The organism is Pseudomonas sp. 2995-3 (assembly GCF_002742565.1).
Classification (GTDB): Bacteria; Pseudomonadota; Gammaproteobacteria; order Pseudomonadales; family Pseudomonadaceae; genus Aquipseudomonas; species Aquipseudomonas edaphica.
The window spans coordinates 244,569-258,757 of record NZ_LJSB01000038.1 but is presented as its reverse complement, the minus strand read 5'-3'; the positions used below and the strand labels follow the sequence as shown (position 1 = coordinate 258,757).

Genomic DNA, 14,189 nt, shown 5'->3' with positions numbered 1-14,189 from the left:
GTCATAACTACTTTTTAGCCAGGGACCCGGCCAAAAATGCGGTATTTACTGCTCGGAAAGCAGGAGCATTCCCGATCACACCGCCAGCACCCGAACCTTGTCGCATGCTGTAAAAATTCACATACCCCAGACACGCCAACGCGGGAGCAAGCTCCCGCGCGGCGACATCCTACCAGTCACCGCTTGATAGCGGTCAACCGGGCAACCAACTTACTTCTGCTCTTTGACTTCTTCGAACTCGGCATCGACAACATCATCGTGCTTGGCTTCAGGCTCTGCGTGCTGTGCAGCGCCTTCTGCCGGCTGGCCTTGCTCGGCGTACATTTTCTGGGCAACCGGCGCGGAGACTTTCGACAGCTCCTCAACCTTGGCTTCGATGGCAGCCTTGTCGTCACCTTTAACGGCGGCTTCCAGGGCAACCAGAGCAGCCTCGATCGCGGTTTTCTCTTCGGCGGTTACTTTGTCGCCCGCTTCGGAGATCATTTTGCGTGTCGAGTGAACCAGTGCATCACCCTGGTTACGGGCAGCGGCCAGCTCTTCAAACTTCTTGTCAGCCTCGGCGTTGGTTTCAGCATCACGAATCATCTGTTGAATTTCTTCATCAGACAGACCGGAGTTGGCCTTGATGGTGATCTTCTGCTCTTTGCCGGTCGCCTTGTCTTTGGCACCTACGTGCAGGATACCGTTGGCATCGATGTCAAAGGTCACTTCAATTTGCGGCACGCCACGTGGCGCTGGTGGAATCTCAGCCAGGTCGAACTTGCCCAGGGACTTGTTCTGAGCGGCTTGCTTACGCTCACCTTGCAGCACGTGAATGGTCACAGCGCCCTGGTTGTCGTCGGCAGTCGAGAACACTTGCGATTTCTTGGTAGGAATCGTGGTGTTTTTCTCGATCAGCGCGGTCATCACGCCACCCATGGTTTCGATACCCAGGGTCAGCGGGCTGACGTCCAACAGCAGAACGTCTTTCACGTCGCCGGCCAATACCGCACCCTGGATCGCAGCCCCCATGGCAACCGCTTCGTCCGGGTTCACGTCTTTACGTGCTTCTTTACCGAAGAACTCGGTGACCAGCTTCTGAACCAGTGGCATACGGGTCTGACCGCCAACCAGGATCACGTCGTTGATCGAGCCAACATCGATACCGGAGTCTTTCAGCGCAATGCGGCAAGGCTCGATGGTGCGCTGTACCAGGTCTTCAACCAGCGCTTCGAGCTTGGAACGCGAGATTTTCACGTTCAAGTGCTTAGGACCAGTGGCGTCTGCAGTGATGTACGGCAGGTTCACGTCGGTCGACTGAGCCGAAGACAGCTCGATCTTGGCTTTTTCAGCGGCTTCTTTCAGGCGCTGCATCGCCAGCGGGTCACCTTTAAGGTTCATGCCGCTTTCTTTCTTGAATTCGTCAACGAGGTAGTCGATCAGACGAATGTCAAAGTCTTCACCACCCAGGAAGGTGTCGCCGTTGGTGGCCAACACTTCGAACTGGTGCTCGCCGTCAACTTCAGCGATCTCGATGACGGAGACGTCGAAAGTACCACCACCCAGGTCATAAACGATCACGGTGTGGTCGCCCTTGGCCTTGTCCATACCGTAGGCCAGAGCGGCTGCGGTGGGTTCGTTGATGATACGTTTTACGTCCAGGCCAGCGATGCGGCCGGCGTCTTTGGTCGCCTGACGCTGGCTGTCGTTGAAGTAGGCCGGAACGGTGATCACCGCTTCAGTCACGGCTTCACCGAGGTAGTCTTCGGCGGTTTTCTTCATCTTTTTCAAGATTTCAGCCGAGATTTGCGGCGGCGACATTTTCTGGCCGTTTACTTCAACCCAGGCGTCACCGTTGTCAGCCTTGGCGATTTTGTAAGGGACCATCTTGATGTCTTTCTGTACGACTTCTTCGTCGAACTTACGACCGATCAGACGCTTAACCGCGTACAGGGTGTTGTGCGGGTTGGTGACAGCCTGACGCTTGGCCGACTGACCGACGAGGATTTCACCGTCGTTGGCGTAAGCAATGATCGACGGCGTGGTACGCGCGCCTTCGGCGTTTTCGATAACTTTAGCAACGCCGTTTTCCAGCACGGAGACGCAGGAGTTGGTAGTCCCCAGGTCGATACCGATAATTTTGCCCATGATTTACTCTCCCGAAACTTTAATTAGGTTGCCGCAGCAGTGGTGGCTAACTGCGGTAGCACTTAAACGCTTGACTTATAGATGGGGCCGTTACGACTGATTTCAAGCCTGCTCATCAATAGAAGGTGCAACGGGTGCAGGAGCCTTGCTCACCACTACCATCGCCGGGCGCAGCAAGCGACCGTTGAGCTGATAACCCTTCTGGAACACTTTCAGTACACTGTTGGGCTCCAGGTCATGGCTTTCCTGCATGGCCATGGCTTGGTGATGCTCAGCATTGAACGGCTCACCGCCTTGCGGATCGATGGCTTCCAACTGATAACGCTTCAGGGTGTCCTGGAACATTTTCAGGGTCAGCTCGATCCCTTCGCGCATCGGACGGATGTTTTCGTCATCCGGGTTGGACAACTCAAGGCCACGCTCCAGGCTGTCGATAATCGGCAGCAGGTCGTTGGCGAATTTTTCCAGCGCGAATTTGTGAGCTTTCTCGACATCCTGCTCGGCACGGCGGCGGACGTTCTGCAGATCGGCGGCAACACGCAAAGATTGATCCTGCGCAGCGGCCAATTGCTCTTCGAGCACTTGCACACGAGTTGCCAGTTCATCACCGGCAGCCGAATTGGCGTCTGGAGTTTGCGTATCCTGCGTCTGTTCGTCAGCCATAGATTTCTCCTTTCAAAATCATGCGCGAACTCAACTCGCGCTTCTGTTCCGGTATATGGGGCCACAATTTTCAGGTTCAAGGGCGCAGGCGTTACCAAAAGTCTTTCGCTTGCTCTGGATCAATTCCGGCAGCGTCATTGCGCTTTGCGCTAAAAAATCCGCGCACTCAAGCAAATTGAGCTAAGCACCAGGATTGCCAGCCCTGAATAAAACACTGTATAAATAACCAGACCTAAAGCCTGGGAGCGGCCGTCATGCTGGTGCACCTGTCCGTACATAACTACGCCATCGTTGAACACCTGGATCTCGAACTGGATCGCGGGATGAGCGTAATCACAGGCGAAACCGGCGCCGGCAAATCGATCATGCTCGACGCCCTGGGCCTGACCCTGGGCGACCGCGCCGACAGTGGCGTGGTACGCCCCGGCGCAGACAAGGCCGACATTCTGGCCACGTTCGACCTGGCCGATATTCCCGAAGCTGAGGCCTGGCTGGCCGAGCGCGACCTTAATAATGAAGGCCCGTGCATCCTGCGCCGCGTCATTACGGCGGAAGGTCGTTCACGCGGCTACATCAATGGCACGCCCTGCCCGCTTGGCGATTTAAAGGCACTGGGCGAGTTGCTGATCGATATCCACAGCCAGCACGAACACCAATCCTTGCTGAAAACCGACACTCATCGCCGCCTGCTCGACGAATACGCCGGCGCCACCGACCTGGCGCGCCAGGTGCAGCTTGCCGCCCAGCGCTGGAGGCAAACCCGCCAGGAGCTGGAGCGACTTTCCAATTCCGGCGACGAACAACGCGCTCGCCATCAACTGCTCAGCTATCAGCTTGAAGAGCTGGAGAGCCTGGGCCTTGGCGAAACCGAGCTGGAGCAACTTGAGCAGGAACACAAAAACCTGACCAACGCCGAAACCCTGCTGGGTATCTGCCGCCAAGTGGTGGAGCAATGCAGCGAAAGTGATTCGGGCAATGTACTGAACGCACTGACCGCCAGCCTCAATCGCCTATCGAGCGTGAACAGCGGGTCGGGCTCCTTGAGCGAGGCCACCACCCTGCTGACCAGTGCGCAGATCCAGGTAGAAGAAGCCGTTGGGGAACTGAATCGCTTCCTGGACCACTTCGACGCCGACCCCGCGCGCCTGCAAGAAATCGAAGAGCGCCTGGACACTATCTATACCCTGGCGCGCAAACACCGCATCCAGCCGACCGAAGTGGCGACGATGCAGCAAAAGCTGCTGGATGAGATCGAAACCCTCAACGCCAATGATGAATCCATTGAAAGGCTGGGCGATGAACTCGCCTCCTTCGCCCGCCATTACCAGGAAAAGGCCCGCGAGCTCAGCCACCTGCGCCAGCAAGCCGCTACCAGCCTGGCCAGTGCCGTGGAGCAGGAAATTCAACGCCTGGGCATGCCTGGCGGGCGCTTCACCATTGAGCTGCACGCCAACACCAGCAACGAGCTGCAACCCCATGGCCTGGAACAGGTGGAGCTGCTGGTCAGCGCCAACCCTGGCCAGCCGCTCAAGGCACTGGCGAAAGTGGCGTCCGGCGGTGAGCTGTCGCGGATCAGCCTGGCGATTCAGGTCATTACCGCCCAGACCTCGCGGGTACCCACGCTGGTATTCGACGAAGTGGACGTGGGGATTGGCGGGCCGACGGCGGAGATTGTCGGCCAACTGCTGCGCCGCCTTGGGGAGCGTGGCCAGGTGCTCACCGTGACTCACTTGCCGCAAGTGGCCGCCCAAGGGCATCAGCATTTATTTGTACACAAAGTGCGCGGCAGCGATGCGACGCATACGGCCGTGTCCAAGCTGAACAAATCGGAGCGGGTAGAAGAAGTGGCGCGGATGTTGGGCGGCATCGACCTGACGAAAGAGTCCCTGGCCCACGCGAAGAAGATGGTAGTGGCAGCCAAGGCTTGAACCGAGCTTTTTTCGCTCTATTTTCTCTCTTGTAGAAAGCACGAAGGCGACCCTAGGGTCGCCTTCTATCGTTTCACAGAGCAAATCTGTGTCGATTTTTACTTTTTCTTACGGATGTACAGGACCAGATTATGGTCCACCAAATCGAATCCATGCTGCTCAGCGATCTGGTGCTGGAGCTTCTCGATTTCCGGGCTGGTGAACTCGATAACCTCATTGGTATCCAGGTCAACCATGTGATCGTGATGACCACCGTCAGCCAATTCGAACACTGCATGACCGCCGTCGAAATTATGACGAACCACCAGCCCTGCGGCTTCAAACTGGGTCAGCACACGGTAAACCGTGGCCAGGCCAACGTCCTCGTTAGACTCCATCAGCGCCTTGTAAACATCCTCGGCACTCATGTGGCGCTGCTCAGCAGAATCGAGCATTTGTAGAATCTTGACTCGTGGCAGAGTCACTTTAAGACCGGCTTTGCGTAGTTCGCTATTTTCAACCATGGTTAGCTTTCTCGCGGATGCTGCTTCGCAGCTTCTCTTAATACGGGTATGATCGGCGTTTACGTTGTCCCAGCCAAGATAGTGGAAGTCGCCCACCGATGCAAAACACCAAGCTCTTGCTAACCAGTTTCACCCTTGTGGGACTGCTCGCACTCGCCGGTTGTTCATTCCCCGGGGTTTACAAAATCGACATCCAGCAGGGCAATGTCGTCACGCAGGACATGATAGACCAGTTACGCCCGGGAATGACCCGACGGCAAGTACGGTTTATTATGGGCAACCCCCTGCTGACCGACACTTTTCATGCCGATCGCTGGGATTATCTCTACAGCATCCAGCCAGGTGGCGGTGAGCGCCAGCAGGAGCGCGTCAGTGTCATCTTCAATGGCAATGACCAGCTTGTGAGCCTGTCCGGTGACTTCATGCCCGGCGTAAGCCGTGATGAAGCCTTGCTCGGCAAGGACAACGGCACCAATGTGACTGCGCCAGCGCAGGAAGCAGAGAAGCCTAAGTCCGAAGTACCGGCCAAGCCTGGCTCCTTGCTGGATCAGATCCAGAAGGACGTCGACGGCGTGCAGACCGTTCCTGTCCCGACGCCACAGCCTCTGGACACCAGCCCGCAGTAATTTTGCGGCGCTCGATAAAAAGCCCGGCATGCCGGGCTTTTTGTTGCCTGCCGATTGGCAGCCTTATGGGTTCTGCTGCCGCGCCAAGGCCGCCTTGGCCGCACGCAGCCTGCGCACTTCCTTGGGGTCTGCCAGCAAGGGCCGATAAATCTCAATTCGGTCACCTGGCTGCGCAACACGCACGTGCGCATCGGCGACCACTTTGCCGAATATGCCCAGTTGGCAATCCGCCAATACCAAGCCTGGAAATTGCTCAGCAATCCCCGACGCCAGCACCGCAGCCCTCAGGCTGGTGCCCGCAGGCACCGTCACCGCCAGCAAGACCTGGCGGTCCTCAGCGGCGTACACCACTTCAATCTCAACCATGCAGTTGTTTGGCCCGCTGACAGAATGCATCCACCAGGGTGTTGGCCGCCTGGTTGAACAAAGGCCCCAAGGTCGCCCGCACAATCGGGCCGGCGTAATCAAAGGACAGGTCCAGGCTGATCTTGCAGGCCTTGTCGGTCAGCGCCTTGAATACCCATACCCCATGCAACTGGGTGAACGGCCCTTCCTGCAGGTTCATCTCAATGGATTTGCCCGGCACCAGCACATTGCGCGTAACAAAATGCTGGCTAAGCCCACCCTTGGCTACCCCGACACTGGCGACCATATGCTCATCACTGCTTTCCAGCACTTCGGCGGTTGAGCACCAAGGCAGGAATTCCGGGTAACGCGCTACGTCATTGACCAGGTCATAGAGCGCCTGAGCCGGATAAGGCAATAAAGCCGAACGTTGAATATGCGTCGTCATGTGAGCGTTACTTCCACTGCTTGAGGCAAACATCGCGAAAGAACAGCCCGATCCGCGAGAGAAAAAAACCAGAGAACTGCCGGTATTGTCCGGGATTCGTCCAACACGCTCAAGCACGCAGGTTGACCGTAGCCGACACGCTCGCAACTCCCTATAATGCCGCCCCTATGGCTAAACAAAAGAAACACCCCACAGGGACCATCGCGCAAAATAAAAAGGCGCGACACGATTACTTCATCGAACATCGGTTCGAGGCTGGTCTGGTCCTGGCCGGCTGGGAAGTAAAAAGTCTGCGCGCCAGCAAGCTGCAACTGGTCGACAGCTACGTATTGCTCAAAGATGGCGAGGCATGGCTGCTGGGCAGTCATATCACCCCGCTGACCACCGCGAGCACCCACGTGATTGCCGACCCGGTGCGCACGCGCAAGCTGTTGCTCAACGCCCGCGAACTGGAAAAGCTCTCTGCCGCCGTACAGCAGAAAGGCTATGCCTGTATCTGCCTGTCCTGGTACTGGAGCAAGCACCTGGTCAAGTGCGAGATCGCGCTGGGCAAGGGCAAGAAGGAATACGACAAGCGCGATACCGAGCGTGAGCGCGACTCCAACCGTGAGTTGCATCGCGCCGTGCGCAACAAGGGCAAGGAAGAGTAATCCTTGTGACGGTGTAGCCCACGCGGGCTACATCCCTTTACGTCGCTCCGCCCTAGCCACGCGCTGAACTTCCTGCCGCACCTCCTCCAACACTTCCTGCACATACAGCAGGTGACGTGTTGAGACTTCCCGCGCCTGTTCGGCCCGCCCTTCGATAATTGCCAAATACAAATCCCGATGCTGACTGATGAGCATGTCGCGGGTTTCTGTACGCTGCTGGTACATGCCGCCGATATTGGTCACCACGTTACGCTTGAGCAAATCGAACAGCCCACGAATGGTGTGCAGCAACACGGCGTTATGGCTGGCCTCAGCGATGGCCAGGTGAAAGCGCGCATCCGCTGCGCCCTCTTCCAGCCGGCTAACTTCATCGGCGCGGGTGTAGCAATCCTGCAGCGCCTCAAACGCTGCGGTCAGCCGCTCGCGGTCGACCTCAGTAGCACGCAATGCGGCGTAGTAAGCACAGGACGCTTCCAGGGTCTGACGAAACTCCAGCAAATCCCGCTGAGCCTCCGGGTTATTTTCCAGCAGGTGCAGCAACGGATCACTGAAGGTCGAGCCCAGAGAATCCGCCACATAGTTACCGCCGCCCTGGCGGCTGACCAACAACCCCTTGGCCGCGAGCTTCTGGATCGCCTCCCGCAGCGAAGGGCGCGACACGCCAAACTGTTCAGCCAAAGCGCGCTCGGCCGGCAAGCGTTCGCCCGACTTGAGCGTGCCCTCGAGGATCATGCCCTCAAGCTGCTCGACAATATCGTCAGACAAACGGCGCTGACGCACCTGATCAAACCCCATAACTCACTCTCCACAAACCCGACCACTCGCCAGGCCCTCTATTCTCGCCTATCGCCGCGCTTGCGGCACCTATCAGAACGCCTTCGATTGACCCAACCAGAACACCTCACCCACACCGCTACGACCAAAGTTTCGTGGGCGGCAAATTGACACACCCCTGCCAAGGCTTTTACTCTAGCCGACAGCGACTGTAAATTGGTATTACCAATTATCCAAGCTGACCAAACAACAACAATCAGGGGCCACCCCATTATGCAAACCTGGCAACAGCTCTACAGCCCACTCGGCAGCCTTGGCCTGTCCGCACTGGCCGCCGTTATCCCGATCGTATTTTTCTTCCTGGCACTGGCCGTGTTCCGCCTAAAAGGCCACGTGGCAGGCAGCATCACCCTGGCGCTGTCGATCCTGGTGGCGATTTTCGCGTTCCAGATGCCGGTAGACATGGCGCTGGCCGCCGCCGGTTACGGGTTTGCCTATGGCCTGTGGCCCATCGCCTGGATCATCGTCGCTGCCGTATTCCTCTACAAACTGACGGTCAAGAGCGGGCAGTTTGAAATCATCCGCAGCTCGGTCCTGTCGATTACCGATGACCAGCGCTTGCAGGTGCTGTTGATTGGCTTCTGCTTCGGCGCCTTCCTTGAAGGCGCAGCCGGTTTTGGGGCCCCTGTGGCAATTACTGCCGCACTGCTGGTGGGCCTGGGTTTCAACCCGCTGTACGCCGCCGGCCTGTGCCTGATCGCCAACACCGCGCCTGTAGCGTTCGGCGCGCTGGGCATTCCGATCATCGTCGCCGGGCAAGTCACCGGTATCGATTCGTTCAAGATCGGCGCCATGGCCGGCCGCCAGTTACCGCTGCTGTCGCTGTTCGTGCCGTTCTGGCTGGTGTTCATGATGGACGGCCTGCGCGGCGTTCGCGAAACCTGGCCAGCCGCACTGGTAGCGGGCCTGAGCTTTGCCGTCACCCAATACTTCACCTCCAACTTCATCGGCCCGGAACTGCCGGACATCACCTCGGCCCTGGCCAGCCTGGTAGCGCTGACGCTGTTCCTGAAAGTCTGGCAGCCCAAACGCAGCGCCGGCGCACAAATTGCCGGCGCCACCTCCGCCGCAGCGGTCACCGCCAGCGCAGGTGGCTTCGGCCAGCCACGCCAAACCGTCGCCTCGCCTTACAGCCTGGGGCAGATTTTCAAAGCCTGGTCGCCGTTCCTGATCCTCACCGTGCTGGTCACTATCTGGACGCTCAAGCCGTTCAAAGCGATGTTCGCCGCCGGCGGTTCGATGTACAGCTGGGTGTTCAACTTCGCGATCCCGCACCTGGATCAACTGGTGATCAAGGTCGCCCCGATCGTCACCAACCCCACGGCGATTCCGGCCGTGTTCAAGCTGGACCCGATTTCAGCCACCGGCACCGCGATTTTCTTCTCTGCACTGATTTCGATGCTGGTGTTGAAAATCAACCTCAAGACTGGTCTTACCACTTTAAAAGAGACCTTCTACGAACTGCGCTGGCCGATCCTGTCCATTGGCATGGTGTTGGCGTTTGCCTTCGTCACCAACTACTCCGGCATGTCCTCGACCATGGCCCTGGTATTGGCCGGCACCGGCGCTGCCTTCCCGTTCTTCTCGCCGTTCCTCGGCTGGCTGGGGGTTTTCCTGACAGGCTCCGACACTTCGTCCAACGCCCTGTTCAGCTCGCTGCAAGCCACCACGGCGCATCAGATCGGCGTCAACGACACCTTGCTGGTAGCAGCCAATACCAGCGGCGGTGTGACCGGCAAGATGATCTCGCCACAATCAATCGCGGTGGCCTGCGCCGCCACCGGCCTGGTGGGCAAAGAGTCCGACCTGTTCCGCTTTACCCTCAAGCACAGCCTGTTTTTTGCCACCATCGTCGGGCTGATCACGCTGGCGCAGGCCTACTGGTTCACCGGTATGCTGGTGCACTAAAACCTGCGCGTAACAGGGTAAGAATCGACGCCGGACAACGATGCCGGCGTCAGCTATTTCTGGAGGACCGATGAGCCTGCCTGCTGCTTTCCTGAGCGACGTCGCACAACTGATCCCGAAAGATCGTCGCTTCGACGACCCTCTTTCCACCCTCGCCTTCGGCACTGACGCCAGCTTTTACCGACTGATCCCACAGCTGGTGGTTCGCGTGGAGTCAGAAGACGAAGTCGTGGCGCTGCTGCACCTGGCCCAGCGCGACCGCGTACCCGTGACCTTCCGCGCAGCCGGCACCAGCTTGTCCGGTCAGGCCATCAGCGACTCGGTGCTGATCGTGCTGGGCGACAATTGGAATGGCCGCGAAATTCGTGGCCAAGGCACGCAGATCCGCCTGCAACCCGGCGTGATCGGCGCCCAGGCCAATGCGTGGTTGGCGCCGTTCGGGCGCAAGATCGGCCCCGACCCGGCCTCGATCAACGCCTGCAAGATCGGTGGCATCGTCGCCAACAATGCCAGCGGCATGTGCTGTGGCACCGCGCAAAACACGTATCACACCCTGGCCGGCATCCGCCTGGTACTGGCTGATGGCAGCCGCCTGGATACCGAGGACGCGGCCAGTGTCAGCGCCTTTCGCCAACAGCATGGCGAGCTGCTGGAGCGCCTGGCCACGCTGGGCCGGGAGACGCGGGCAAATGCCGAACTGGCTGCAAAAATCCGCCACAAATACCGTCTGAAAAACACCACCGGCCTGTCACTCAACGCCTTGGTGGATTTCGATGAACCTCTGGATATCCTCAGCCACCTACTGGTGGGTTCCGAAGGCACCCTCGGTTTTATCAGCGCAGTGACCTACGACACGGTGATCGACCACCCGAACAAGGCCTCGGCGCTGATTGTGTTCCCGGACGTGGAAACCTGCTGCAATGCCGTGACGGTGCTCAAAACCCAACCCGTCTCCGCCGTTGAGTTGCTGGACCGGCGCAGCATGCGCTCGGTGCAGGACAAACCCGGCATGCCGGCTTTCGTACAGCAGCTATCGGAAAACGCCTGCGCGCTGCTGATCGAATCCCGTGCCGCATCACCTTCATTACTCCAGGAACAACTGGCGCTGATCATGGCGTCCCTGGCCGCCTTCCCGGTAGAAAAACAGGTCGACTTCACCCAAGACCCGCTGGAAAACGCCCGCCTGTGGGCCATCCGCAAAGACACGTTCCCGGCCGTCGGCGCCGTGCGTAAAACCGGCACCACGGTGATCATCGAAGACGTGACCTTCCCGGTCGAGCAACTGGCCATCGGCGTAAACCGCTTGATCGAGCTGTTCGACAAACATCACTACGACGAAGCAATCCTTTTCGGACACGCCCTGGAAGGCAATCTGCATTTCGTGTTCACCCAAGGCTTCAACAGCAGTGAAGAAGTCGCACGCTACCAGGCGTTCATGGACGATGTGGCGCAGTTGGTAGCCGTGGAGTTCGGAGGTTCGCTGAAAGCCGAACACGGCACCGGCCGTAATATGGCGCCCTTCGTCGAGCTGGAATGGGGCAGCGATGCCTACCAGTTGATGTGGCAGCTTAAACGCCTGCTCGACCCCAACGGCATCCTTAACCCCGACGTGGTGCTGAGCGAAGACCCGCAAATCCACCTTAAGCACCTTAAACCGCTGCCTGCGGCCGACGAGCTTGTGGATAAGTGCATCGAGTGTGGTTTTTGTGAGCCAGTGTGTCCCTCCAAAGGCCTGACGCTCAGCCCGCGCCAGCGCATCGTGATCTGGCGCGATATCCAGGCAAAGAGACGCGCAGGCGTCGACACCACCGAACTGGAAGCGGCCTACCATTACCAAGGCATCGACACCTGCGCCGCCACCGGGTTGTGTGCGCAACGCTGCCCGGTCGGCATCAATACCGGCGACCTGGTGAAAAAGCTGCGTGCTCGCGACGCCGACCGTACGAAAACCGCCGACTGGCTGGCCGGCCATTTCTCCACGGCCATGCAAGGTGCGCGCTTTACCCTGCATGTCGCCAATGGCGCGCGCATGCTGCTGGGCGCGCCTCGCCTGGCGAAGCTCTCGGCAAAAATCACACAGCTGTCCAAGGGGCAGATCCCGCAGTGGAGCAATGCCATGCCACAGCCGGAAAAAGCCATCCGCTTCAGCCCGGCAGTTGAAGACGAGCGCCCGCGCGTGGTTTACCTGGCCGCCTGCGTCTCACGCGCCATGGGCCCATCAGCCGACGATAAAGAGCAGATGTCGCTGTACGACAAAACCCGCGGCCTGCTGGAAAAAGCCGGTTACCAAGTCGTGTTTCCCGACAACCAGGACAGCCTGTGCTGCGGCCAGCCATTTGCCTCCAAAGGCTACGCCGAACAAGCCGAGCACAAGCGCCAGGAGCTGATCGGCGCCCTGCTCCACGCCAGCCGTGGCGGCCTCGACCCGATCTACTGCGACACCAGCCCCTGCACCCTGCGGCTGGTGCAAGACCTCGGCGAAACCCGCCTGGACCTCTACGACCCGGTGCGTTTTATCCGCACCCACCTGATGGACCGCCTCGACTTCACGCCACAGCAAGCCCCCATCGCCGTGCATGTCACCTGTAGCACCCAGCACCTGGGCGAAAGCCAGGCCTTGATCGACCTTGTGCGGCGCTGCGCCACCACCGTGGTGATCCCGGAAGGCATTCACTGCTGTGGCTTCGCTGGCGATAAAGGCTTCACCACCCCGGAACTCAACGCCCACTCACTGCGCTCGCTCAAGGACGCGGTGCAACATTGCAGCGAAGGCATTTCCACCAGCCGCACCTGCGAGATCGGCCTGAGCCAGCATGGCGGTATCGATTACCACGGCCTGGTCTACCTCGTAGACCGCGTCACCCAGGCCCGCGCCCATGAAACCTGCAAATAAAACAGAACCCCTGCGTGCCGGCGCAGTCACTTGAATAGGCCTCGGCGAACGAGGCTCATCCGTGACCTCGCTGGCTGCCCCGCCTCGGCGCAGCATCGAGCCTTATTTGCTCAAGGAGATACCCCATGAAGCGTACTGCTCTTGCTGGCGTGTTCATCACCGCCGCAATGTTGGCCTCGCCTGTTTTTGCTGCCGGCGAGCCGGACCTGTGCAAAATCAACCTGGACAAAATCAACAACGGCCAAGCCCTGCTCGCCACCGACACCAGTGGCAAAAAGGGCGAAATTGACACCGCCGTGTCCCAGGCCAAAGCCGCGCACGCCGCTGGCGATGACAAAAAATGCATCGAGATCACCTCCAAGGCCCTGCAAGATCTGCAGAACGGCGACAAAGGCGGCCAATAAGCGGTTCACTCGCTGAGGGCCAACCTTCGGGTTGGCCTTCCGTGACGGTTTGGCGTACACTGCACAGGCTTGTCACTCACTAAGAAACAACGAGTTACAAGCACGGGGCCGTTTAGGATTCGACGCCGGTCGCGAAACTTTAGGTGCATGCCGAGTTGGTAACAGAACTCGTAAATCCACTGTTGCAACTTCTTATAGTTGCCAATGACGAAAACTACGGCCAGGAATTCGCTCTCGCTGCGTAAGCAGCCTTAGCCCTGAGCTTCTGGTACCTTCGGGTCCAGCAATCACCAGGGGATGTCTGTAAACCCAAAGTGATTGTCATATAGAACAGAATCGCCGTGCAGTACGTTGTGGACGAAGCGGCTAAAACTTACACAACTCGCCCAAAGCACCCTGCCCTTCGGGTCGCTGAGGGTTAACTTAATAGAAACGGCTACGCATGTAGTACCGACAGCGGAGTACTGGCGGACGGGGGTTCAAATCCCCCCGGCTCCACCAATTCGAAGCATCGACAAAACCCGCCTAGTGCGGGTTTTGTTGTTTCTGGAGGCTGGAAAGCCCAGCCGGCGGGCCTTCGGATTTTTCCTTCAAGATGTCGCGCCGTTGGTGAACTGTTCCCACTCCCCCTACACGGCTAACCTCCTCCTGTCGCTGCAAAATCAGCGACCGGGTTTAGCAGCTCGGTTAATATCAAGGCCTGCAACGCCACCATCCGTTCAGCATCAGCTGGACTGCGTTATGGCGGCTGTGCGTGGGGCACTTTCGGGTGCGCTGGGTTCCTTGATTCCTGGTCTGCTAACCCGCGTACAGTCGCCACCCTCTTCGTTTAGCAGCGATGCCTGGCGACTCCACCAATC

General features: G+C 58.7%; 12 protein-coding genes and 1 other RNA gene. 7 read left to right on the top strand and 6 right to left on the bottom strand.

Annotation, left to right across the window (positions count from 1 at the left end; genetic code table 11):
* Window positions 1-210 precede the first annotated feature (210 nt).
* The gene (gene dnaK, locus AOA62_RS01430) at window positions 211-2,127 is read right to left on the bottom strand and encodes a molecular chaperone DnaK (protein WP_099547635.1); all 1,917 of its coding nucleotides are present in this window, start codon (window positions 2,125-2,127) and stop codon (window positions 211-213) included.
* Between the two features lie 102 nt (window positions 2,128-2,229).
* Window positions 2,230-2,790: a nucleotide exchange factor GrpE gene (grpE, locus tag AOA62_RS01425; RefSeq protein WP_017139264.1), complete on the bottom strand. Its 561-nt coding sequence runs from the start codon at window positions 2,788-2,790 to the stop codon at window positions 2,230-2,232.
* A gap of 254 nt (window positions 2,791-3,044) precedes the next feature.
* On the opposite strand from grpE, the gene recN reads away from it, so the two are divergent.
* Window positions 3,045-4,718, top strand: a complete 1,674-nt coding sequence (recN, locus tag AOA62_RS01420; RefSeq protein ID WP_099547634.1) for a DNA repair protein RecN — start codon at window positions 3,045-3,047, stop codon at window positions 4,716-4,718.
* A 98-nt stretch (window positions 4,719-4,816) separates the two neighbouring features.
* Here the strand turns inward: recN and fur are convergent, their stop codons facing one another.
* On the bottom strand, window positions 4,817-5,221 hold the full coding sequence (fur, locus tag AOA62_RS01415) for a ferric iron uptake transcriptional regulator (RefSeq protein ID WP_017139266.1): 405 nt from the start codon (window positions 5,219-5,221) through the stop codon (window positions 4,817-4,819).
* 98 nt (window positions 5,222-5,319) lie between these two features.
* Here fur and AOA62_RS01410 point away from each other — a divergent pair, with 98 nt between their 5' ends.
* Window positions 5,320-5,847: an outer membrane protein assembly factor BamE gene (locus AOA62_RS01410; RefSeq protein WP_017139267.1), complete on the top strand. Its 528-nt coding sequence runs from the start codon at window positions 5,320-5,322 to the stop codon at window positions 5,845-5,847.
* Between the two features lie 63 nt (window positions 5,848-5,910).
* Here the strand turns inward: AOA62_RS01410 and AOA62_RS01405 are convergent, their stop codons facing one another.
* Together AOA62_RS01405 and AOA62_RS01400 are read right to left on the bottom strand one after the other, a co-directional pair.
* Window positions 5,911-6,213, bottom strand: a complete 303-nt coding sequence (locus AOA62_RS01405; RefSeq protein ID WP_017139268.1) for an RnfH family protein — start codon at window positions 6,211-6,213, stop codon at window positions 5,911-5,913.
* Window positions 6,206-6,640 carry a type II toxin-antitoxin system RatA family toxin gene (locus AOA62_RS01400; RefSeq protein ID WP_005791512.1) on the bottom strand — a complete coding sequence of 145 codons (435 nt, stop codon included), beginning with the start codon at window positions 6,638-6,640 and terminating at the stop codon, window positions 6,206-6,208. The genes AOA62_RS01405 and AOA62_RS01400 overlap by 8 nt, the downstream gene beginning before the upstream one ends.
* A gap of 167 nt (window positions 6,641-6,807) precedes the next feature.
* Here AOA62_RS01400 and smpB point away from each other — a divergent pair, with 167 nt between their 5' ends.
* On the top strand, window positions 6,808-7,290 hold the full coding sequence (gene smpB, locus AOA62_RS01395) for an SsrA-binding protein SmpB (RefSeq protein WP_099547633.1): 483 nt from the start codon (window positions 6,808-6,810) through the stop codon (window positions 7,288-7,290).
* 27 nt (window positions 7,291-7,317) lie between these two features.
* On the opposite strand, the gene AOA62_RS01390 is transcribed toward smpB, so the two are convergent.
* On the bottom strand, window positions 7,318-8,085 hold the full coding sequence (locus AOA62_RS01390) for a GntR family transcriptional regulator (RefSeq protein WP_017139269.1): 768 nt from the start codon (window positions 8,083-8,085) through the stop codon (window positions 7,318-7,320).
* A gap of 252 nt (window positions 8,086-8,337) precedes the next feature.
* Between AOA62_RS01390 and AOA62_RS01385 the strand changes: the two genes are divergently transcribed.
* From AOA62_RS01385 to ssrA, 4 genes are all read left to right on the top strand, one after another.
* The gene (locus AOA62_RS01385) at window positions 8,338-10,032 is read left to right on the top strand and encodes a lactate permease LctP family transporter (protein ID WP_017139270.1); all 1,695 of its coding nucleotides are present in this window, start codon (window positions 8,338-8,340) and stop codon (window positions 10,030-10,032) included.
* A gap of 70 nt (window positions 10,033-10,102) precedes the next feature.
* A complete protein-coding gene (locus AOA62_RS01380; protein ID WP_099547632.1) occupies window positions 10,103-12,925 on the top strand; it encodes an FAD-binding and (Fe-S)-binding domain-containing protein in 2,823 nt (940 codons plus the stop codon).
* 125 nt (window positions 12,926-13,050) lie between these two features.
* The gene (locus AOA62_RS01375; RefSeq protein WP_017139272.1) at window positions 13,051-13,329 is read left to right on the top strand and encodes a hypothetical protein; all 279 of its coding nucleotides are present in this window, start codon (window positions 13,051-13,053) and stop codon (window positions 13,327-13,329) included.
* Between the two features lie 104 nt (window positions 13,330-13,433).
* Window positions 13,434-13,830, top strand: a transfer-messenger RNA (tmRNA) gene (ssrA, locus tag AOA62_RS01370).
* Window positions 13,831-14,189 lie beyond the last annotated feature (359 nt).